23 protein-coding genes are annotated in these 21,495 nt (G+C 42.8%); 2 read left to right on the top strand and 21 right to left on the bottom strand.

Going from position 1 to position 21,495, the window contains the following annotated elements:
• The 9 genes from prmA to gpr form a co-directional block, all read right to left on the bottom strand.
• Window positions 1-945: a 50S ribosomal protein L11 methyltransferase gene (prmA, locus tag PGH26_RS06110; RefSeq protein WP_323693109.1), complete on the bottom strand. Its 945-nt coding sequence runs from the start codon at window positions 943-945 to the stop codon at window positions 1-3.
• 15 nt (window positions 946-960) lie between these two features.
• Window positions 961-2,097, bottom strand: a complete 1,137-nt coding sequence (dnaJ, locus tag PGH26_RS06105) for a molecular chaperone DnaJ (protein WP_323693108.1) — start codon at window positions 2,095-2,097, stop codon at window positions 961-963.
• Window positions 2,098-2,224: 127 nt separating this feature from the next.
• Entirely contained in the window at window positions 2,225-4,051 is a 1,827-nt protein-coding gene (gene dnaK / locus PGH26_RS06100; RefSeq protein WP_323693107.1) for a molecular chaperone DnaK, read from the bottom strand.
• A gap of 49 nt (window positions 4,052-4,100) precedes the next feature.
• The gene (gene grpE / locus PGH26_RS06095; RefSeq protein WP_323693106.1) at window positions 4,101-4,691 is read right to left on the bottom strand and encodes a nucleotide exchange factor GrpE; all 591 of its coding nucleotides are present in this window, start codon (window positions 4,689-4,691) and stop codon (window positions 4,101-4,103) included.
• Window positions 4,688-5,740, bottom strand: a complete 1,053-nt coding sequence (gene hrcA / locus PGH26_RS06090; protein ID WP_323693105.1) for a heat-inducible transcriptional repressor HrcA — start codon at window positions 5,738-5,740, stop codon at window positions 4,688-4,690. Before hrcA ends, grpE begins: the two co-directional genes overlap by 4 nt.
• A gap of 95 nt (window positions 5,741-5,835) precedes the next feature.
• Window positions 5,836-6,969: a radical SAM family heme chaperone HemW gene (gene hemW, locus PGH26_RS06085; protein WP_323693104.1), complete on the bottom strand. Its 1,134-nt coding sequence runs from the start codon at window positions 6,967-6,969 to the stop codon at window positions 5,836-5,838.
• A 71-nt stretch (window positions 6,970-7,040) separates the two neighbouring features.
• Window positions 7,041-8,864 (bottom strand): translation elongation factor 4, encoded by a 1,824-nt coding sequence (lepA, locus tag PGH26_RS06080; protein WP_431312537.1) that lies wholly within the window; start codon window positions 8,862-8,864, stop codon window positions 7,041-7,043.
• A gap of 192 nt (window positions 8,865-9,056) precedes the next feature.
• Window positions 9,057-9,854 (bottom strand): stage II sporulation protein P, encoded by a 798-nt coding sequence (spoIIP, locus tag PGH26_RS06075; protein ID WP_323693102.1) that lies wholly within the window; start codon window positions 9,852-9,854, stop codon window positions 9,057-9,059.
• Between the two features lie 44 nt (window positions 9,855-9,898).
• Window positions 9,899-10,942 carry a GPR endopeptidase gene (gene gpr, locus PGH26_RS06070; RefSeq protein WP_323693101.1) on the bottom strand — a complete coding sequence of 348 codons (1,044 nt, stop codon included), beginning with the start codon at window positions 10,940-10,942 and terminating at the stop codon, window positions 9,899-9,901.
• 196 nt (window positions 10,943-11,138) lie between these two features.
• On the opposite strand from gpr, the gene rpsT reads away from it, so the two are divergent.
• Window positions 11,139-11,390: a 30S ribosomal protein S20 gene (gene rpsT, locus PGH26_RS06065; protein ID WP_025784807.1), complete on the top strand. Its 252-nt coding sequence runs from the start codon at window positions 11,139-11,141 to the stop codon at window positions 11,388-11,390.
• A gap of 42 nt (window positions 11,391-11,432) precedes the next feature.
• Here the strand turns inward: rpsT and holA are convergent, their stop codons facing one another.
• Entirely contained in the window at window positions 11,433-12,443 is a 1,011-nt protein-coding gene (holA, locus tag PGH26_RS06060) for a DNA polymerase III subunit delta (protein WP_323693100.1), read from the bottom strand.
• A 156-nt stretch (window positions 12,444-12,599) separates the two neighbouring features.
• Between holA and PGH26_RS06055 the strand changes: the two genes are divergently transcribed.
• Window positions 12,600-12,734, top strand: coding sequence for a YqzM family protein (locus PGH26_RS06055; protein WP_116016761.1), 135 nt, complete (start codon window positions 12,600-12,602; stop codon window positions 12,732-12,734).
• Window positions 12,735-12,786: 52 nt separating this feature from the next.
• On the opposite strand, the gene PGH26_RS06050 is transcribed toward PGH26_RS06055, so the two are convergent.
• The 11 genes from PGH26_RS06050 to PGH26_RS06000 all read right to left on the bottom strand — a co-directional run bounded on the left by PGH26_RS06050 (window position 12,787) and on the right by PGH26_RS06000 (window position 21,384).
• Window positions 12,787-15,063 (bottom strand): DNA internalization-related competence protein ComEC/Rec2, encoded by a 2,277-nt coding sequence (locus tag PGH26_RS06050; RefSeq protein WP_323693099.1) that lies wholly within the window; start codon window positions 15,061-15,063, stop codon window positions 12,787-12,789.
• Between the two features lie 17 nt (window positions 15,064-15,080).
• On the bottom strand, window positions 15,081-15,644 hold the full coding sequence (locus PGH26_RS06045) for a ComE operon protein 2 (RefSeq protein ID WP_323693098.1): 564 nt from the start codon (window positions 15,642-15,644) through the stop codon (window positions 15,081-15,083).
• A 41-nt stretch (window positions 15,645-15,685) separates the two neighbouring features.
• Window positions 15,686-16,270: a helix-hairpin-helix domain-containing protein gene (locus PGH26_RS06040; protein WP_323693097.1), complete on the bottom strand. Its 585-nt coding sequence runs from the start codon at window positions 16,268-16,270 to the stop codon at window positions 15,686-15,688.
• A gap of 141 nt (window positions 16,271-16,411) precedes the next feature.
• Window positions 16,412-17,146 (bottom strand): class I SAM-dependent DNA methyltransferase, encoded by a 735-nt coding sequence (locus tag PGH26_RS06035; protein ID WP_323693096.1) that lies wholly within the window; start codon window positions 17,144-17,146, stop codon window positions 16,412-16,414.
• Window positions 17,143-17,493 (bottom strand): ribosome silencing factor, encoded by a 351-nt coding sequence (rsfS, locus tag PGH26_RS06030; RefSeq protein WP_323693095.1) that lies wholly within the window; start codon window positions 17,491-17,493, stop codon window positions 17,143-17,145. Before rsfS ends, PGH26_RS06035 begins: the two co-directional genes overlap by 4 nt.
• 15 nt (window positions 17,494-17,508) lie before the next feature.
• A complete protein-coding gene (yqeK, locus tag PGH26_RS06025) occupies window positions 17,509-18,063 on the bottom strand; it encodes a bis(5'-nucleosyl)-tetraphosphatase (symmetrical) YqeK (RefSeq protein ID WP_323693094.1) in 555 nt (184 codons plus the stop codon).
• Entirely contained in the window at window positions 18,050-18,622 is a 573-nt protein-coding gene (locus PGH26_RS06020) for a nicotinate-nucleotide adenylyltransferase (RefSeq protein ID WP_323693093.1), read from the bottom strand. The genes yqeK and PGH26_RS06020 overlap by 14 nt, the downstream gene beginning before the upstream one ends.
• Before the next feature lie 11 nt (window positions 18,623-18,633).
• The gene (gene yhbY / locus PGH26_RS06015) at window positions 18,634-18,924 is read right to left on the bottom strand and encodes a ribosome assembly RNA-binding protein YhbY (protein WP_323693092.1); all 291 of its coding nucleotides are present in this window, start codon (window positions 18,922-18,924) and stop codon (window positions 18,634-18,636) included.
• Window positions 18,911-19,753, bottom strand: a complete 843-nt coding sequence (aroE, locus tag PGH26_RS06010) for a shikimate dehydrogenase (protein ID WP_323693091.1) — start codon at window positions 19,751-19,753, stop codon at window positions 18,911-18,913. The genes yhbY and aroE overlap by 14 nt, the downstream gene beginning before the upstream one ends.
• Before the next feature lie 15 nt (window positions 19,754-19,768).
• Complete coding sequence (yqeH, locus tag PGH26_RS06005; RefSeq protein WP_323693475.1) at window positions 19,769-20,872, bottom strand: ribosome biogenesis GTPase YqeH; 1,104 nt, start codon at window positions 20,870-20,872, stop codon at window positions 19,769-19,771.
• Window positions 20,869-21,384, bottom strand: a complete 516-nt coding sequence (locus tag PGH26_RS06000) for a YqeG family HAD IIIA-type phosphatase (protein ID WP_323693090.1) — start codon at window positions 21,382-21,384, stop codon at window positions 20,869-20,871. The genes yqeH and PGH26_RS06000 overlap by 4 nt, the downstream gene beginning before the upstream one ends.
• Window positions 21,385-21,495 lie beyond the last annotated feature (111 nt).

Below are 21,495 nucleotides of genomic sequence, written 5' to 3'. Positions count from 1 at the left end.
TTATTCCCCCCGTTTACGGGCAATCAAAGCAACCCAATCTTCCATTACAACAGATTCAACGATTTCGAATCCTTTTTGAATGAGATCTTCTTTTACAAAGTCTTTTTTCGCACCGATGATTCCGGAAACGATAAACAGTCCATTCTCTGCTAATAATTGATAGGCATCTTGAGAGAATGTGACAATCACTTCAGCCAGAATATTCGCAACGATTAAATCTGCCGGCTCTTTTACAGAATCCAGCAAGTTGCCATGCACAACCTCTACTTTTTCATCGCAATGATTTAGCTCAATGTTTTCTTTGGCTGAGCGAACGGCAACCTCATCCAAATCTAAAGCTAATACTCGTTGAGCATTCAACAAGGTCGCGCCTATTGCGAGAACACCCGAGCCTGTTCCAACATCAATCACGTAGTCTTCTGGTTTCACATACTTTTCAAGTGCCTGCAGACACATGACGGTTGTCGGATGAGTCCCCGTACCAAACGCCATGCCTGGATCCAGTTCGATGATGAGCTCATCGGATTCCACTGGCTGATAGGTTTCCCATGTTGGAACAATCGTGAAACGGCCTGAAATCTTTACTGGATGATAATACTTTTTCCAAGCAGTTGCCCAATCTTCTTCATCCACTTCAGTTGTCGTGATGGCTTTCTTCCCTGTATCCAAATTAAATTGCTTTAATTTATCAATGGATTCACTGATTTCCTGTACCGTTTCTTTTAAGAAACTGCTTGCTGGTAAATAGGCTTTCACTAAAACGCCTTCAGTAGGGAAGTCTTGGGGATCCAAGTCATAGATTTCTCCGTAACGATCTTCATGAGTGCGCTCTGGTTCGCCCGAATCTTCAATGACTACACCGCTTGCCCCTGCCTCATGCAGGATATTGGCAACTGCTTCAGTCGCCTCATTTGTCGTGTGAATCGCTATTTCAGACCATTTCACGTACGCTCAGTCCTTTCAATCACCTTTAATCGATCGTTTGATTTTATCAAACAGTGAACTTGAATACTCTCCTGGTGCATCCCCATCTATGGAAGCGAATTCCCGAAGAAGTTCTTTTTGTTTTTCCGTCATTTTCTTAGGTGTCAGTAATTTCACGATTACGTGCTGGTCTCCAATTCCATGACCATGTACATTCTGAATTCCTTTTCCGCGTAAACGGAATGTAGTACCCGGTTGAGTACCTGCAGGAATTTTCAAGTTCACAGATCCGTGAATCGTTGGCACTTCAATCTCATCTCCAAGAGCTGCTTGAGGGAATGTCAGTGCGACCTCCAACAAGATATCATCGGCTTCACGGATGAACTTCTCATGAGGCCGTACGCGGAATACGATGTACAGGTCGCCTGATGGCCCTCCATTCACGCCGCCTTCACCTTGGCCCGCTACGCGTAATTGCTGCCCATCATCGACACCTGCCGGAATTGTGATTTTGATTTTTTTGCGTTTTTTAACTCTTCCGCTTCCGTGACAAGTTTCACACTTTTCAGGGATGATTTTACCTGTACCTTGACAGACGTTACACACTTTACGGTTCACCATCTGACCAAGCGGGGTATTTTGAGTAACAGAAATTTGTCCTGAACCGCCACAATTTGTACACGTTTTTACTGAAGTGCCTTTTTTCGCACCAGATCCATCACAAGTGCTGCAAACTTCTTCTCGCGGTATTTCAATTTCAGTTTCCTTACCGAACGCGGCCTCCATGAAATCGACGGTCATCGTATATTGCAGGTCATCTCCTTTACGTGGTGCATTCGGATCGCGACGTCGGCTGCCGCCTCCGCCCCCAAAGAAAGAACTGAAAATGTCGTCAAATCCAAATCCATCACCGCCGCCAAAGCCGCTGAATCCTCCACCGCCAAAGCCTTGGTTCGGATCTGCATGACCGTACTGATCGTAGGATGCACGCTTATTTTCATCACTTAACACTTCAAATGCTTCTGTTACCTCTTTAAATTTCGCTTCCGCGCCTTCCTCTTTGTTCAAGTCAGGGTGGAATTGCTTGGAAAGCTTACGATACGCTTTCCTGATTTCTTCCTTGGTAGCCGTCTTCGGCACACCAAGCACTTCATAATAATCGCGTTTGCTCATTGTCTACACTCCCGAAACTCATTTAGCATTGTGTGCATTGTAACACTTTTTGAGTAAGTTTGGTAACAAACGAAAAAGCCAAAGCCGGAATATCGGACTTTGACTTTTCCGTCAATCAGTTACTGATTTAGTTTTTCTTGTCGTCTTCTACTTCTGAGAAATCAGCGTCAACAACACCGTCATCAGAATCAGTTGCATTTTCACCTTGTGCATTTGCTTCTGCTTGAGCTTGCTCATACATTTTCATCGTCATTTGCTGAACGACTTGTTCAAGAGCATCTTTCTTCTCTTTCATTTCTTCCAGGTTGTTTGCTTCGATAGCTGTTTTCAATGCTTCTTTCGCATCTTCCACACTTTTCACTTCTTCTTCAGAAACTTTTCCTTCCAAGTCTTTCAAAGTCTTTTCAGCCATGAATACGAGCTGGTCAGCTTCGTTGCGAAGGTCCGCTTCTTCTTTTTGCTTCTTATCTTCTTCCGCATGTGCTTCAGCGTCTTTTACCATACGATCGATTTCATCATCAGAAAGACCTGAGCTCGATTGGATTGTAATGTTTTGCTCTTTTTGTGTGCCCATATCTTTCGCTTTAACTGTAACAATACCGTTTTTGTCGATATCGAAAGTTACTTCGATTTGCGGCACGCCGCGTGGAGCTGGCGGAATATCAGTCAACTGGAAACGACCAAGCGTTTTGTTATCAGTTGCCATCGCACGCTCACCTTGAAGTACGTGGATGTCTACAGCTGGCTGGTTGTCAGCAGCAGTTGAGAATACTTGTGATTTACTAGTTGGAATCGTTGTATTCCGGTCGATTAGTTTTGTGAACACACTGCCCATAGTTTCAATACCAAGTGATAGCGGTGTAACGTCAAGCAATACTACGTCTTTCACATCACCAGTAAGGATTGAACCTTGGACAGCCGCACCCATTGCAACTACTTCGTCAGGGTTTACGCCTTTAAATGGCTCTTTACCCGTTTCTTTCTTAATCGCTTCCTGTACTGCCGGAATACGTGTAGAACCACCTACAAGAATTACGCGATCCAGTTCAGATGGAGAAAGGTCTGCATCTTTAATAGCTTGACGAGTTGGAACCATTGAACGTTCAACTAGTGAAGCTGTCAATTCGTCGAATTTAGCACGAGTTAACGAAATCTCCAAGTGAAGCGGTCCAGCTTCTCCTGCTGTGATGAACGGAAGTGAGATTTGTGTAGATGTAACACCTGACAAATCTTTCTTCGCTTTTTCAGCAGCATCTTTCAAACGCTGCATTGCCATTTTATCTTTAGAAAGATCGATTCCGTTTTCTTTACGGAACTCTTGTACTAAGTAATCGATGATGACATCATCGAAATCATCTCCACCTAGTTTGTTATCTCCTGCAGTTGAACGGACTTGGAATACTCCATCTCCAAGTTCAAGGATAGAAACGTCAAATGTACCGCCGCCTAGGTCATAAACAAGAATTGTTTGATCCTCATCTGTTTTATCTAACCCGTAAGCAAGTGCTGCAGCTGTTGGCTCGTTAATGATACGTTCTACTTCTAATCCAGCAATCGTACCAGCATCTTTTGTCGCTTGACGCTGAGCGTCGTTGAAGTAAGCAGGAACTGTTATAACTGCTTTAGAAACTTTTTCTCCAAGATACTCTTCTGCATAACCTTTCATATATTGAAGAATCATTGCAGAAATTTCTTGTGGTGAATACTCTTTGTCTTCAACTTTTTCTTTATAGTCCGTACCCATGTGACGCTTAACTGACATAATCGTGTTTGGGTTTGTAATTGACTGGCGCTTCGCTACTTCACCGATTTGACGTTCTCCATTTTTAAATGCAACAACGGATGGAGTTGTGCGGTTACCTTCAGGATTTGGAATTACTTTTGCTTCTCCGCCTTCAAATACAGATACTACTGAGTTTGTTGTCCCTAAGTCGATACCGATAATTTTACTCATATTAAAATTCCTCCTAATGTTTGTTCATCAAAGTTTGTTAGTTGAATGCTTATTCGTTTACTTTAACCATTGCCGGTCTGAGTACGCGATCTTTCAACGTATACCCTTTTTGTAGAACTTCAAGCACAGATCCTGATGGATAATTGTCATCGGAATCCGTCATTACTGCCTGGTGGAAATTTGGATCAAATTCGATTCCAGCTGCCTCAATTTCAGTTAATCCCGATGATTTCAAGGCTTCTTCCAAACTCCGGAAGACCATTTCCATTCCAGTTAGAAGTGACTTCGCATCATCGCTTTCGGCTTTCACCGAGAGTCCGCGTTCGAAGTTATCCAGTACAGGAACAAGGTTCGTCAATACTTCCTGTGACCGGTACTTTTGCAAGGCTTCTTTATCCAGCGCTGCTCTTCGGCGTGCATTATCCAAGTCTGCTAAGACACGCAGTCGTCTGTTCTCTTCTTCCTGCAACTTTGTCTTTAACTCTTCAATTTCAGCATCCTTAAGTTCTTCTGCTGTAAGTGCAGGTTGTTCTTCCACCTCAACTGAGTCTTCTTCAACTGTTTCAGCAGTCACTGCTTCGTCCTGATGTACAGAAGTTTCAGTTTCCAGCTCTTCAGATGTTTGGTTTTTTTCTGTCATGATTCGTTCCTCCTGTCCGTTCTTGCATCAATTGTGAGTCTTGCCAGTGCGCTAGAAAGATCATCGCTTAAAATATCCAGCAATGTAATCACTCTTCCATAATCCATGCGTTTTGGCCCGATAATTGCAATCGAGCCTGTCATATCGGTGCCAACTGCGTACGCTGTTGTGATTACACTAAAGTCATCTAATGTATGCTCATTGTTTTCAGAGCCGATACGCACTTGTATGCCAGCAAGATCATTTTTGAACAATGTGAGCGGCATTCCTTGTTCAATAGCTTCTAAAAACGTTTTCACTTTTTGTACATCATTAAATTCCGGTTGCTTCATCATGTTCATCTGACCGCTATAAAATAGCCGTTCTTCAGATTTCCCTGCCATTGCGCCTTGAATGGAGGTAAGTATATTACCTGCATTTTTGACATGACGTTCAAATAGCATTTTCGATTCAGTAGCTAGTTTGCGCGGTATTTCAGACAGCGGTGTTCCGACTAGCCGCTCATTCAAGAGATTGACCATTTTCTCAATATCCGATGGCGATAATCCGTCAGATGCATCGAAAACATGATTCTCTACTCTTCCGCTATCTGTTACCATAATGGCAACTGCTTTCGTCCCTGACAGTGGAACTATTGAAAACCGCTTCACTTTATGAGCCGTAGTATCCGGACCAAGTAAAACAGTCGTATAGTTTGTCAGTTCCGAAAGAATAGATGCTGAATTTCTAATGAGTACTTCCGCTTCCAGCACTTTCTCCTGAAAGATTGAGCGTAATTGAAGGTTATCCTCCATTTTCAACTTTTGAGGTGTCAGCAAGTGGTCGACATAAAATCGATATCCTTTTTCAGAAGGAACCCTTCCGGAAGATGTATGGGGTTTCTCAAGAAAACCCATTTCTTCAAGATCCGCCATCTCATTTCGGATGGTCGCCGGACTAAAAGGAGCTTCCTCCTTTTTGGAAAGCTGCCGGGAGCCCACAGGCTGAGCGGATTCGATGAAGTCGTTAACCGTCAGTTGCAAGATAAGCAATTGTCTGTTTGTCAACATAATCATCACTCCTGTTAGCACTCCTTATGAATGAGTGCTAATACTACTCATAATTTATCAAATCAAAAGAGAAGTGTCAAACATTTGAATCTGATTTAGCCAAGAAATTGTTGAAACGCTTCATTGCCCTTAAAAATTCCATTTCGCGTTAGACGTATTCGATTTTCATGCCGTTCAACCAAGTCTTTTTTTATAAGATCCTGTATGACTGCTCCATACTTTTCTTCTAATGTAACCCCGAACTTTTCTGCGAAATGTTTTATGGATACCCCTTCAGTTTTTCGCAGGCCAAGGAACATTTCTTCCTCCATGCTTTCATTGGGAGTCACAGTGTTCTTTTCTATAATCGGCAAGTCTCCAGTTTCTACATGTTCCATATAGCGTTTAAGCGGTGCAATGTTTGCATAGCGCACTCCGCCAAGATAACCATGTGCACCAGCGCCGATTCCAGCGTATTCATCATTTTCCCAATAAATCATATTGTGAATAGACTCCCGGCCAGGAATTGCGAAATTACTGATTTCATATTGTGATCTGCCGGACTTCTCCATTTGATTGATTAGTTCTGAAAACATGACTGTCTCTTCATCTTCACCTGGTAACGGCAGCCGTCCTTTGTTCATCAAATTATAGAATACCGTCTTCGGTTCTATAATTAGTGAATACCCGGAATAATGAGGAAGCTCAAGTGCCAATGCTTGGTCTAATGTGTTTTGCCATTGAGCTTGTGTCTGGCCAGGCAATGCGTAGATTAAATCTATACTGATGTTTTCGAACCCTGTTCGTCTTGCATTATTGACAACATCTATCGCTTGTTTCGGACTGTGGGAACGTCCTATCTTTTTAAGAAGGTCTTCATCAAAGGACTGCACACCAAGACTTAAACGTTTTACTTGGCCATTTTTCAATACGTTCAGTTTATCCAATGTTAACTCATCGGGATTTGCCTCAGTTGAAAACTCTGTCAGATTCATGACACTTACATGGCTGTGAACTATTTCGAGTAATCGATCCAGCTGTTTTGCGGATAGTGCTGTAGGAGTGCCTCCTCCAAAGAATACCGTTTCAACTTTAGTAAAATCGGTACCGCTTTGTTTTAGGATCGTTAGCTCTTTGTCAATCGTCTCAATGTATTCGTCCACTGGCTGGTTTTCAAAAAACACTTTATTGAAATCGCAATAGTGGCAGATTTGGTGGCAGAATGGGATGTGGATGTAGATACCTCTCATTGGTTGCTTTCCCTCCTGTAAACGCCAAACAGAGGGCTATAGGCCCTCTGCTCGTGCAGCTTGTAATTCAATTATTCTTCGTCCATACGCAGGACTGCCATGAATGCTTCTTGAGGCACTTCTACAGATCCTACTTGTTTCATCTTCTTCTTACCTTCTTTTTGCTTTTCAAGAAGTTTTCTCTTTCGTGAGATGTCACCGCCATAACATTTCGCAAGAACGTTTTTACCCATCGACTTGATCGTCGAACGAGCGATGATTTTTTGTCCAATCGCAGCTTGTACAGGAACTTCGAATTGCTGGCGCGGGATCAGAGATCTGAGCTTTTCAACAATTGCTTTCCCGCGATCGTATGCGAAATCACGGTGTACGATGAAGCTCAGTGCGTCAACTGTTTCGCCGTTCAACAAGATATCCATCTTGTTCAACTTGGATTTCTTATAGCCAATCAATTCATAATCAAGTGAAGCGTAACCTTTAGTCCCGGACTTCAACTGATCAAAGAAATCATACACGATTTCCGCTAATGGCAGTTCATATAAAATATTGACACGTGAAGAATCCAAGTAGTCCATCGTTAGGAAATTACCGCGTTTTTTTTGGCAAAGTTCCATAACTGCTCCTACATAATCATTCGGTACCATAATAGATGCTTTCACATAAGGTTCTTCCACGTATTCCGTTTTTTGTGCATCTGGCATCATTGATGGATTATCGACTTTCATTTCACTGCCATCCGTCAGAACAACATTGTAAATTACACTCGGTGCTGTTGTGATTAAGTCGATATTGAATTCTCTTTCAATACGCTCTTGGATAATCTCCATATGAAGCAATCCTAAGAATCCGCAGCGATACCCAAAACCTAGGGCTTGAGAAGTCTCAGCTTCGTACTCCAACGCGGAGTCGTTCAGCTCCAGCTTCTCCAGCGCTTCACGTAAATCATTATACTTTGAAGTATCAATCGGATATAATCCGCAGAACACCATTGGATTCATCTTACGATATCCTTCTAATGCTTTGTCCGCTGGGTTTTCTGCAAGAGTAATGGTATCTCCCACTCGTGTGTCCCCGACTGTTTTAATAGCTGCTGACAAATACCCAACATCCCCAACAGTCAGTTCATCGCGTGGAGAGATTTTCGGAGTGAAGACTCCAAGATCCACAACTTCGAATTCTTTCCCAGTTGCCATCATACGAATGGTATCGCCCGGTTTAACGGAACCTTCCATGATACGTATGTTAACGATGACTCCTTTGTACTGATCATAATGAGAGTCGAAAATCAACGCTTTCAACGGTGCACTCGGGTCCCCAATTGGCGCTGGTACTTTTTCAACGATTTGTTCGAGGATATCTTCAATCCCAATTCCTGATTTTGCTGATGCCAGGACTGCTTCTGATGCATCGATGCCGATTACATTTTCGATTTCGTCTTTCACACGTTCTGGATCAGCTGCAGGCAAATCGATTTTATTGATGACCGGTAAGATTTCCAAATCATTGTCAAGAGCTAAGTATACATTCGCAAGCGTCTGTGCTTCGATTCCCTGAGCCGCGTCGACCACAAGAATGGCTCCTTCACAAGCAGCAAGACTCCGTGAAACTTCGTACGTAAAGTCGACGTGACCTGGTGTATCAATTAAGTGGAAGGTATAATCTTCTCCATCTTTTGCAGTATATGAAATCTGAACCGCATTCAGTTTAATGGTAATTCCACGTTCCCTTTCGAGATCCATCGAGTCGAGGGTTTGAGATTTCATTTCTCGCGCAGTAATGGTTTCTGTTTTTTCAAGCAAGCGATCCGCGAGAGTGGATTTCCCATGGTCGATATGAGCAATAATAGAAAAGTTTCGTATGTTTTTCTGTCGATCCAATTTTTGTTGATGATTCATCATAATTTTCACTCCTAATTCGGCTAGTATGAATTATAGCAGAAACCGAGCAGGGGTGTTACACATTTCCTTTCAACAATGGATTTATTCGATGTTTCGGCACCATATGCGGACCCATAAAAAAAAGAGAAGCTGCATTCGCTTCTCCTTGTTGAAAACTGTATTCAATTATATCCTGTCTATTCCACTCTTTTACTCCTCTGTAAATGACGATGCGGCTGCTTCTGCAATCACAGCAATCGTTCGATTCAACTCTTCTTCATTATTCCCGATTCCGCCAAGTTCCACCAGAACAAATCCAGGATGAAGATCCTGATTATACTTCCCATCCACACCCGCACCGCCTTTAACAATGATATTGCGGGTTATTCCAGGAACTCTTGCTTCCATTTGCTTAGTCAATCCTTTGGCTACATCATAATTCTTCGTATAATTCTTATGTTCTTTCCCTATGACAAATGCTACTTTCGCGTATCGCTCCCCGTCCACTGTGACGGTCGTTCTGTCTGCAGTTAACGAATCACGATGGATATCCAATACAATATCATAAGTTTTATCTGCAAGTGTTTGTTGTAAATACGGCCGAATCGCTTTATAGGAGCGATGATAAGGAATTCCCTTTTTCGCCATTATCTTTTGAATGTCTACCGGCAATATATCTGTCTCTATTCCGTATGCTGCAAATTGCAGTTGAAGTTTCTCGCCTAATTTAGATATGTTTTCTGTTTTGTGAGAGACTGCAACTTTTCCTCCTGTTGCTAGAGTTATTGGTTCATAAGCTTCTTCAGAATGCGTAAAATGAAGTAAGACCTTCTTGTCGCTCGTTGGTTTCGGTGCTTCAAGTACATTCGATGCGTAAACGATGTAGGCTTTTTGTTTCAGCATTACTGAAGAACTGTCCGATTCTTTTGCGGGAAGCAATTGAAGCAAGATCGGGAATAGAAATAAGATAAGTACAGCAAGAGTCCAGATTTTCAGTGTTTTTTTCAACAGTCATCCCCCCGTCTCAGCTACTATATGCGGGGAGAAGGAACTCAAGAACTTTCTTTTACGCTATGGATCCAAGACTCAAGTGAATCTGACAATGCAGACGAATAATGCTGCACCCAGCCATCAATTTCTTTTGGTGAAATAAACGTCTTCAGCTGATGATTGGACAGGACTTCTTCAAACAATTGCACGCGCTCCTCATGCGGCCAGGATGCCCAGTCTCCGAATACAGGAATTAAATTCTTGCGGTCCGCACTTTTAGTATCCGAGTGCAGCCATGGGGTCACCGATAATCTTGAAGACGGTTTACTGTCTTCTTCAATTTTAGCAGCCATGTATCCAAATAATGTATCAATTGCATCCGCAATGAGTACAGGTCCATCTACCACAGTGGGAATTCCTATCGCTACGACAGGAACACCTAGTGATTCCTGTGAGACTTCTTTACGACTATTCCCCACACCGGATCCCGGATGAATTCCCGTGTCTGTGAGTTGGATCGTACGGCATAACCTTGAACTGTCGCGTGCTGCCAAAGCATCAATAACGATAAGTAAATCCGGACGTACAACGTCAACTACGGCTTTGATGAAGTCTGCTGTTTCCAAACCGGTTTGAATCGTTACGCCAGGTGAATAGACATATATATCAGCGCCATCCTCTTTATAGTAGTCCGGGACAACCGCATTAAGACGTTCCATGGTCAGCGGACCAACAGCATCGGGTGTAACGTCTTTGTTTCCGAGACCGATAAACAAAATCTTGCTATCCTGGTTCAGCTGCAAAGGTTCCGTCAATTTTTTAAGCTGAGATGTCATCGATTTCGCTAATTTCGTCAAGCCCTCGTGATCATCTGCATGTAACAAAGGGTCTGTCAGCGTTATATACGTCCCTTTTTTCTTTCCTATACGTTTCTCTCCTTCCTCATCCACTACAACTGTCGTTAAAATTGTTCTGCCCTTTTTTTCTTCATTGAACATAATACCTGTTGACTCATCAAGCTTTTCTTTTTCCTCGGAAGTCCGGTGTCTCACCATCTCTTCACTCTCAACGACTAAATCCGTCCTGTAAAAGTCGTAGTTTTCCATGACCATCACCTCTATTACAAGTGTGTACGCGATGGTTACTTTTTATGCTTTGTCGATTTTATGACAGGATATTCTTCTTGTCTGCGTTTTGTTGTTGCATAAATGGTGTGAATTTGATAAAATTATTTTTGTTATAAAGAGATATCCGAGAGATCGTGGAAACACTCTTCTTACCTGATTTCTGGAGGTGAATGAAATGCCAAACATTAAAGGTGCAATCAAACGCGTTAAGCAAAGCAACGCGATTAACGAACAAAACTCACGCACAAAGTCTGCAATGCGTTCTGCTTTGCGTAAAGCTGATGTTGCAATCGATAACAAAGCTGACAATGCAGAGGAATTAAAGCGCGCTGCTATTAAATCATTGGACACTGCTGCCGGTAAAGGCCTTATCCATAAAAACACAGCTGCACGTCAAAAAGCACGTCTTACAAAAAAGGCTTTGTAATTTTTAAAAAAGCTGTCCGTCATTAGACGGACAGCTTTTTTGTTACAACTTTTCCATAAAGAACAGTTCAAGAACTCTTTCCCGGCTGCCTGAAGTGGATTTCAATTTCAAATCGATTGACGCAAGTTCATTTAACACTCGCAGCAATCGTTGTTCAGAAGGACTGTTTCGATTATTCATAACGAGCTTCACCCGATAAGGATGCACATTCAGCGTACTGGCGATTTGCTGCTGATGGTACCCTTTTTTCTTCAGGGTCCCCACGTGAAGCATCAGTCGGACTTGTCCGGCGATTAACGAAGTCATCGCAATCGGTTCTTCTCCGCTTCTCAACAAATCATGATACACCGCCAGCGTCTGCGCTCGATTTCCCGCTATATACGTATCCGTCAGTCTGAAAATTTCAGTCTCTGGAGATCTCGGAACTAAGCGATCAATAATCTCTTTTGTTACCGTACCTGCCCCTTCTAAAAACGCAGCAAGTTTCTCAATTTCGCTTGATAACTGCATCATATTTTCACCTGTTGTTTCCACCAGGTAGTCCGCAATTTCCCGATCGATAGTTACTCCGAACGCCGCCCCTTGCTGTTGTACCCAAACTGTCAAGTCACTGCCAGTCAACTTATTCGCTTCAATGACTACCGCATTAGACGTCATCACTTTTGTGATTTTTTTACGAGAGTCCAACTTTTCATATGGCGCTGTAAAGATAACCGTCGCAGTTGGGGATGGGTCTTGCAGCCAAGCCTCCAGCTGGTCGATCGGATGCTCAATCTTTTCTTTCCCCCGCTCTTTCGCTTTTAAGAATGACGCATTTTTAGCCACAATCACTTTTCGGTCTTGCAAGAAAGGAAGCGTGTCTGCTTCTTCAATTACACGATCAACGGAGGTTTCCTCTAAATCAAAGTTAAGGACATCATGCTGCTCTATCCCGGGGCTTTCGGAAATAATTTTAGCTAACGTCTCCTGCAATAAGTAACTTTCCGTTCCAGTTAATAAGTAAATTGGTTGTTCTGGATTTTTTCTAATCTCTTTCCATGCTGCTGATACCATATTTCTTCACCTCATTCACTGTTTCTAATTATACATGACGAATGTTGTGTATGGAGAATTTGTGACAAATTGAAACGCAATTGCCATATCTCCTTTTTGCTATGGATTTTTATGCTCCTTTGTTCTATACTTGAAGTTGAATCAGGAGGTGTAGCAATGAACGAATTCGAAAAGGACGTCCAGTCCAAACGTAATGATCTTCTTGACTCAGGTGTTGGCTTCATTGTATCTTTCGTAGGTTTCTCTTTAATTTGGGTAATTGCTACGATTGTCGAAGTCGCTTCACGCTGATCAGACAATAGTTGAACTTAAGAAAGACTCCAGCATAGGAGTCTTTCTTTTTTTATCTCGATATGGTCTTTTTCACTTTCCTTCCATCCATCTCAAAAATTACAGTCCCATGTTCTCCCGTTTGAAACACCTTCACGTTTTGAGCATGCAGTCTAGCTAAGACCTCTTCATTCGGATGGCCGTATCGATTAGTACGGCCAACGGAAATAACTGCGATATCCGGCTGCAGGAAATCCAAAAATTCTTGTGTTGTCGATGTCTTGCTTCCGTGATGGCCAATTTTTAAAATGAGCGGGGAAAGTTTTGACTGTCCATATTTCCGAATGACTTTCTGCTCACCCTCACGTTCCAAATCACCCGTTAACAACAAGTAGCCATAATCATTTTTCATTAGTAATACAAGTGAACTGTCATTGTGTGAGTAGTTGTCATCGAATGGTGATAAATAAGTAAATTTCGTTTGTCCTCTACTCCACTCATCTCCTGCAATCCTGCTTAGAACTTGTGTTTTTTGGCGGTTTGCTTCTGTTAAAACCGGAACCATATTCTCTTCTGAAAAACTCCCAGCAGGTGCATGCACTTCTTTAACACGGAGTTCTTGCAGTACTTCATGAGCTCCTCCCATATGGTCATCGTGTGCATGGGAAATGATCAGCTTGTCAATTTTACTAATACCTTTACCTTTTAAATAGGGAACGACAATTTGCCGCCCTACCTCAAATGGATGTTCTGGTGTTTTCCATGTGGGAGGACCAATGGAAACAGTTCCACCTGTGTCAATAACATATACGCCTTTTCGATAGCCGAGTTCAATAACTATGCTATCCCCTTGACCAACATCTAAAAAGGAAACATACGTATTAGGATCCAAATAGGGCTTGACTTGGATCAGTATCGCTGGAATAAGGACAATTACAAGCCCTGTCAGTTTCCTATTCCAGCGCTCAACCACGATAAAAGCACAGGCGATACTTATTACCATCACTATCAGCCATACGGTTCCTGGTCTTCCTGCAATCCACACTTGCCCCGGCACTCCAGCCATCCAAGTTGTAAGAAACGCAACGATAGTTCGAAATGGTTCATATATGAAAAACAGGGGCCCAGCCGCTGTTTTAGAAAGTAAAGAAACAACTAACAGGACAATATTACTTGGAAGAATAATTAACGAATATAACGGTACGTACAGTAAATTCACAAGAAAGGAGGAAAGCGATAACTCGAAGAAGTGGACCAGCAAAATCGGGGCTAATGCAATTTGTGTGATTGCTGTTACGCTAGCTGAAATTAAAAGAGCCGATTGTTGTTTCTGTAGATACTTGGCGGAATAAAGCAATGACAAAGCTGCTATATAAGATAACTGAAATCCAGGCTGATATAAAACATATGGCTTTAAGAGTATAAAACCTAATGCGCTCAACGCCAACGCGTTGTCCATTTTCAATTTCAGCCTGCCTGAAGCTGACAGAAGCAGCAGCATCGTAACAGAGACAGCACGCCAGACTGAAGGGGCACCTCCTGCGAGCAGTGCATAGCAAGGCAATAGGAACAACAGCATCGTATCAATCGTTTCCATACGGATCCGCAACCGTTTGGCAGTTATACGCATCATAACCGTTAACAAACCTACATGAAGCCCAGAAATTGCGAACAAATGAGTGATTCCCAGCGTCCTGTATACCGAAGAAAGTTCCGCATCCATTCCACTGCGATCACCAATCAGCAATGCTTCCGCTTCGGTTTGCAAGGATGCAGGAAAAACTCGTTCAATATGACTCTTTACTGCTGCACGTCTCTCGGTTAAACGAGATGATAGTCGATTCTCCTTTTCATGGACAGCCATTTCAGTTGAGCGAAAGAGATAGGCCGCACCATTCATGCGCAGATAAGAACTCATATTAAAAGAAAACTCATGAGCTGGCGGTTCTGGCAATTCAACCGTACCATGCACAGTTATTTCCCTTCCCGCTAAGGAAATCTTCAACAGACGATTTTTTTCTTCTTCAGTTTGAATGGTATATAGGACGTAATAAGGAATGCCTGTTGAATCTACAGCAAAACCTTTCACTTTTCCTCCATCAATCTTAACTGTCTCTGTCCATTTCATAGACCGGGTGATTGAATCATCTACAGGGACAGGCGTATGCATTGAAATATAATTTTGGAAATGCCAAAAGGAAAGCGAACTAATTGCCAGTAGAATAAATAAATTGGGGAAGTCTTTTTTACTTGTCAAAATGAGGGGGATTAAAAGAAGGTTAAGCCATAACAATTCAGCAGTACCGTATGCAGCCAGCGCTGATACGGCTACTGAGATTGTCCAGTACATCAAGCGAGTTTTAGGGACTAATTTCCAAATAGTACTTGTGCGCGTTCCGAAAAACTTTTCAGGTCGTTTTCTGAAACATCCGCGAGTTGCATCGTTTGCATCATATCATTAAATAATTTTTCTTTCGACGCTTTCTCAAAATCCAACGTGCGTCCGTCAAAAGGAATATGTTCCACATCTATTCCTGCATGTTCAAATAATTCAATAGCGTATTCATTATTGCGATAATCCGTTCCATAATAGACCTTGGAAATCCCCGCTTGAATAATTGCTTTTGAACATTGCAAACAAGGAAAGTGCGTAACATACAATGTTGAGCCGGCAGCTGGAATACCATATTTACCACATTGCAAGAGGGCGTTCATCTCAGCATGGATCGTACGGATGCAATGATTGTCAACCACATAGCACCCTTTGTCAATACAGTGATCTCCACCTGATACAGACCCATTGTAGCCTCCTGCAATAATCCGATTATCGCGAACAACTACTGCCCCTACCGATAACCGTGTACACGTACTTCGAACAGCAAGCAGGCTGCACTGAGCCATAAAAAATTGTTCCCACGTAAGTCTATCCATACAGTCGCCTCCAAACCCGTAAAGCATCTTATAACTTTCAATCAATTTACGGTGATCGATTCAGATAATACTTCAAATGTCTTTTGTCCGATTCCGGAAATTTTCATCAAATCTTCAACAGACTGAAAAGCTCCTTGTTCAGTACGATATTTCACGATAGCTGCAGCTTTAGCTGGACCGATTCCTGTTAAAGTCATTAACTGCGTTTCATCAGCAGTGTTAATATTAATGAGCACAGATACAGGCTCGTTTGGATTGCCATTTTCACTTATAACTGATTCGAAAACCGGCATCTCTTCACCTATAAGCGGCACATAGATGACCGCTTCATCCGTTAAGCGCTGGGCGTGATTCAACAGTCTGCTATCTGCGTCAGCCGTGTATCCTCCAGCTGCAGTAATTGCATCTATCAGACGCTGCCCTTCTTGCAAAGAGTACACATTAGGACGAAGAACTGCACCTTTCACATCTACAATAATAACTTTAGGAGGCTGGACGACCGTGTCCGCAGCCATTTCAATCACTTCATTCTCAGTCGGTGTTTCTAATTCATCGTACAAACTTTCGTCAGGGAGCAGCTCGTCATCTCCTTGTCCTCGGGGAAAGAACAAAAATGCTGAGATCACTGCCGCTATTGCAAGAGGAGTGGTGATTTTCCGCCATTTTCCAAAAATCAAGTCAGAAAACAGATTAGGTCACCCTTTCGTATAACTGTTTGCACATGGAGTCCCCTATACTATACCGTATGCCGAATGGAAGGGAAACTGTTATTTGCGGACTTGAAAAAATATTCTTTCACTTTCTTCATCAGGCGCTTCATCTGACCAATCCGCAAAAATTCTCTCCACTGAAAATCCGGATTTCTCCAGCAACTCTGCATATTTCATGACAGGATATGTCCGCTGATAATGTACTTCATCAAATCTGGCATACTTTCCATCTTGTTCCCTTACGAAAAAAGCGAGTTCTGAATGGACCGAATGAGGTTCTTCTCCTTCTTCAGTTTCCCATATGTACGAAATCGTGCTGCTGTCGTATGTAAACGGGCCCTCCAAGAAGAGAACGTCTGTTTTGAAAGTAGAATGGACATCAAATAATAACAAGCCTCCAGGTACAAGTGCACGATGAATTCTTTTAAACGTTTGCTCAACGTCGTGTTCATCCTCCAAATAATTCAGTGAATCAATTGGGATCACTGCCGCTTCGAATTGTCCAGGTACATGTAACTGCTGCATAGATTGATGAACAAATGTCATGGACGGAAAACGCCCACTCGCTCGTGAGCTGGCGACAGCAAGCATCTCTTCAGACAAGTCAATTCCCGTGACTTCCGCACCTCTTTCTGCAAGAAGAACGGAAAGAATCCCGGTGCCGCAAGCGACATCCAGGATCTTTTTACCTGATAACCCATGCAGCGCTGTATCCACCAAATCCACGTATGCCGGATATGGAATATCTAACATTAGCTCATCGTATACAGACGCAAATTGAGCATACATCATTGAACGGAGCTGTCTCCAACTTCGATCATTGGCGCATCGCCCCAAAGTCTTTCCAAGTTATAGAAACCGCGCTCATCTTTATGGAACACGTGAGCAACAACGTCTCCAAGGTCAACTAGAACCCAGCGGCCGGAATCCATTCCTTCAATTCGTTTTACTTCATAATTTTCTTCAGATGCTTTGTCAGCAATTTCGCGCGCAATCGCTTGCACTTGACGCTCAGAATTCGCATGACAGATTACAAAGTTGTCCGCAATTAATGAGACGCCTTCCATATTTAGTACGACAATGTCTTCAGCACGTTTGTCGTCAGCTGCTTTAAATGTTACCTCTAATAATGTTGGCATTGTTTCACTTTCCTTTCACTTCACAAAATAATTGTAGCACTCAATGGAGTCTGGGTATACTGGTACCTGTTTTCCAATTAAATGTGTAACCGTGTGTATAATACAGGCACGCATTGCTTTGTCTAACGGACCTTCAGCGTAAAGTCGTAATTGATCGACTCCAGGAAAATCACGTCCGGGTTCTGTCATGTCTGCGATATATATAATCATTTCTAAATTAGTCATATTCGCCCGTCCGGTTGTATGAAAACGGATTGCATTTAAAACGTCTTCATTTTGTATTCCGAATTCCTCACGGGCAATGAGTGCACCCGCTGGCGCGTGCCAAAGTTCTTTATGAAATTCAAACAAAAGAGGATTTTCTTGATGGGCGGATAAAAGCTCTCGCATTTCTTTCGCGTCCATATACTTTGCAATATCATGAAATAGCGCTGCCGTTTCAGCGGACTCAATCGACTCGCCATGCATACCGGCGAGAGATTTAGCTGTCTCGGTTACTCGTAACACGTGCTGAAAACGCTGCTGGGGCATTCGCTGCTGTAATTCTTGAATTAAGTTAGCAGGTTCCATATAAGCCCTCCTGACGAATGTAGCGGTCTACAGAGTCTGGTACTAAATAGACGGTAGTTTTACCCGAGGCGTACTTATTTCTAAGTAACGTTGAAGAGACATCGATTAAAGGCGTATCAATATATTGAATTTGATAGTCTGTCTTCCGCAGAGTACCTGGTCTATGAACACCTACAAAACGGACCAGCTTTATGAGCTCGTCAATTTTGTGCCAAGTGTGAAGAGAATCCACCATATCCCCGCCGATAATGAAATAAAACTCAGTATCAGGTTCTTTGGCCAGTAAACGCTGCATCGTATCAAACGTGAAAGATACGCCTCCAAAATGGACTTCTTCATCACAGCTGCTCAGATAGTTGTTTCCTTTTACTGCACGTTCTGTCATCTCAAGTCGTTGACAGGGTGTCGCTGTGTCCGAAAGTTGCTTATGGGGAGGGATTGCAGTCGGCATTAGCCTGACTTCATCCAAATTCAGTTGTTCACGAACTTCACTTGCCATAATTAAATGTCCGATATGCGGCGGGTTAAATGTGCCGCCAAGAATCCCGACTCTCCGCATTCTTTCACTCCTTACGGTAATACAATCTTTTTCTTTTCTGCTGATTCTTTATAGAGAACAATTGTTTTGCCAATGATTTGAACAACTTCGAGTCCCGCCTGTTGTCCAAGAACTTCAGCAATCTCTTCTTTATTCTGTTCACAGTTTTGAAGAACAGATATTTTAATAAGTTCTCTAGCTTCTAACGCTTCCTCGATTTGTTTAATGATTGCATCGGTCAAGCCGCTTTTACCAATCTGAAAAATAGGTTGTAAATGATGCGCTTCACTGCGCAAAAAACTCTTTTGTTTACTTGTTATCATGTTGATCCTCCAATTGTTGTGTTAGTTGTTCCATCATTCCGGCAGTATCTGGATGAATGCCTGTCCATTTCTCAAAAGCAAGTGCTCCTTGGTGGACAAACATCCCAATTCCATTTGCTGTTGCCGCGCCGCTGTGCCGGGCGGCTGCTAAAAAATCTGTTTCCAGAGGATTATAGATAATATCAACGGCTGCGGTCCCAGGCGCAGCATTGGAAGGGTCGAGTGGCATCCCTTCCGTAGAGAATGCCATTCCTACAGAGGTTGTTTGAATAATGATACCGAAGCGCGCCAGCTGCAGCTCTGCTTCAGCAATCGGCAGACATGTCGAGTCAGATAACCGTTTGCTTAACTCGTAAGCGTTCGTCATTGTCCGATTCGTAAACGTAATCGATCCATATCCAGCACTGCGTAATGCGAAGGCGATTCCTTTTGCAGCTCCGCCAGCACCGATTATTAATATCTCTTCTGCCTTACGATCATTTCCATACTTTTCTTCCAGTGCATGAACAAAACCAATACCATCCGTATTGTATCCAACGAGTGTCCCCTCGCCTTCAATCACTACTGTATTGACTGCCCCCATATGAGCTGCAGCTTCGTCAACACTGCCTAGAAAAGGGAGTATATCACTTTTATGCGGCACCGTCACATTCCAACCACTGCAGCCTAACAATCGCAGACTGGAAATGACGGACTGAAGTTTCTCGGATTTTGCATGAACAGGGAGATAGGCTGCATCGATTTTGTTCTCTTTAAACCAATAATCATGCATACCAGGGGACATTGATTGTGCAACTGGGTCTCCAATGACCGCAAACCACTTCTTCATCTTAACTCCCCCTTGTTAGATTAATGACGGGCGCAAGACCACGTCTACGCCACGAGGCGCATGCACAGCAACTACGACATTAGCATGCTGAACAGTAATCCAACCCAGACCTGAGATGACAATATCCGTCTTCGCTTTTTTGATTGAAAATTCATGACGGACGAGTTTAGGGAATGTCGCAAGCGACTGTTGGCCTGGAGGCGAAAGCATATCACCCAAATGTGTATCGTATAATGCATCTGCATTTTCAAGTTTCGTCCTATGCAGCGGCAGTGCGTTCGCAGTGTGCACGTTAAACGATGAACGTTCGCCTTTTATGAAATCAAAACGTGCTAACCCGCCAACGAAAAGCGTTTGCTCGGCATTCAACTGGAATATCTTTGGCTTGATTTCTTTTTTGGGTGTTATGGCTTTCAGTTCACTAGGATCTAAATAATGAGCCATCTGATGGTTATTTATGATACCAGGCGTGTCGTAAATTGCTTTGCCGTCATCCAGTGGTATCTCAACAAGATCCAATGTCGTGCCCGGGAAATGAGAAGTCGTTATTACTTCACCCGTACCTGTAGCCTGCTTGATGATTCTGTTAATAAATGTAGATTTACCAACGTTTGTACACCCCACTACATAAACATCCTGACCTTTACGCAACTCATCAATTCTTTTTAGCGCTTCAGGAACTCCCTGGCCCCTGACAGCAGAAACCAACATGACATCAACAGGCTTCAATCCGAGTTTAGCCGATTGTTCTTTCATCCAGTTAATCAGTTTGTTGCGGTTAACGGATTTCGGCAATACATCCGCTTTGTTTCCAATCAGGACGATATCTTTTTTACCTACAAAACGCTGCAATCCATGAATCCAGCTGCCATTGAAGTCAAATATGTCGACTACGAGCACGACTAATCCTTTTCGATCACCAATACCGTTTAAAATTGCTAGGAAGTCATCTCCAGAAAGTGACACCGGCTGCAGCTCATTATAGTTGCGCAGTCGGAAACACCGTTGACAAATGACCTCTTCCTTTTCGAGTGAAGCGGGTGGTGCGTACCCTTCTTTTTGAGGGTTTTCTGTCTGAATAGCAATTCCGCATCCAATGCAAGTAAGTTCCAAATCTATTCCTCCCACGAAATCATTCCTTTTCGTTTCAGCGTTTTCATAATGCGCCGTTCCAGCTGACGATTAAATTTCGTCATGACGCCATCAGAACTCGCAACAGGTACAACCAGAATCGTGTGTAAGCCGAATCGATTGCCCCCAAGTATATCCGTCATTAACTGATCCCCAATCATCACAACTTCCTCTTTTTTCAGTTCCATCTGATTAAGAGCTTTTTTAAACGCTTTTGACAGTGGTTTTCTCGCTGAAAAGATAAAAGGTGTTTCAATCGGATCACAAAATGCTTTAACTCGAAGTTCATTATTGTTCGATAAGATCGTCACTTGTAAACCGGCATCCTGCATTTCTTTTATCCAAGTAGCAATTTCGGGTGTTGCATCGGGACGATCCCATGCCACAAGCGTATTATCGAGGTCAGTAATGATTCCTTTAATGCCTCTATTTATAAAATCAGAAGGTGAAAGCTGATAAACGTCTTTTACATATTCATCCGGTAAGAAATAATTGTACATCTTATCCACTCCATTACTGTGCTGATTCGCACTTATTATACCATATCCGAGCAAGAATACCTGAAGACACAGAGAGGGCTTCAGCAATATTCAAAAACTGCCTGTCCGTCA

It is taken from the genome of Sporosarcina jeotgali (assembly GCF_033304595.1).
GTDB lineage: Bacteria > Bacillota > Bacilli > Bacillales_A > Planococcaceae > Sporosarcina > Sporosarcina jeotgali.
This window is presented reverse-complemented; position numbering and strand designations above follow the sequence as displayed.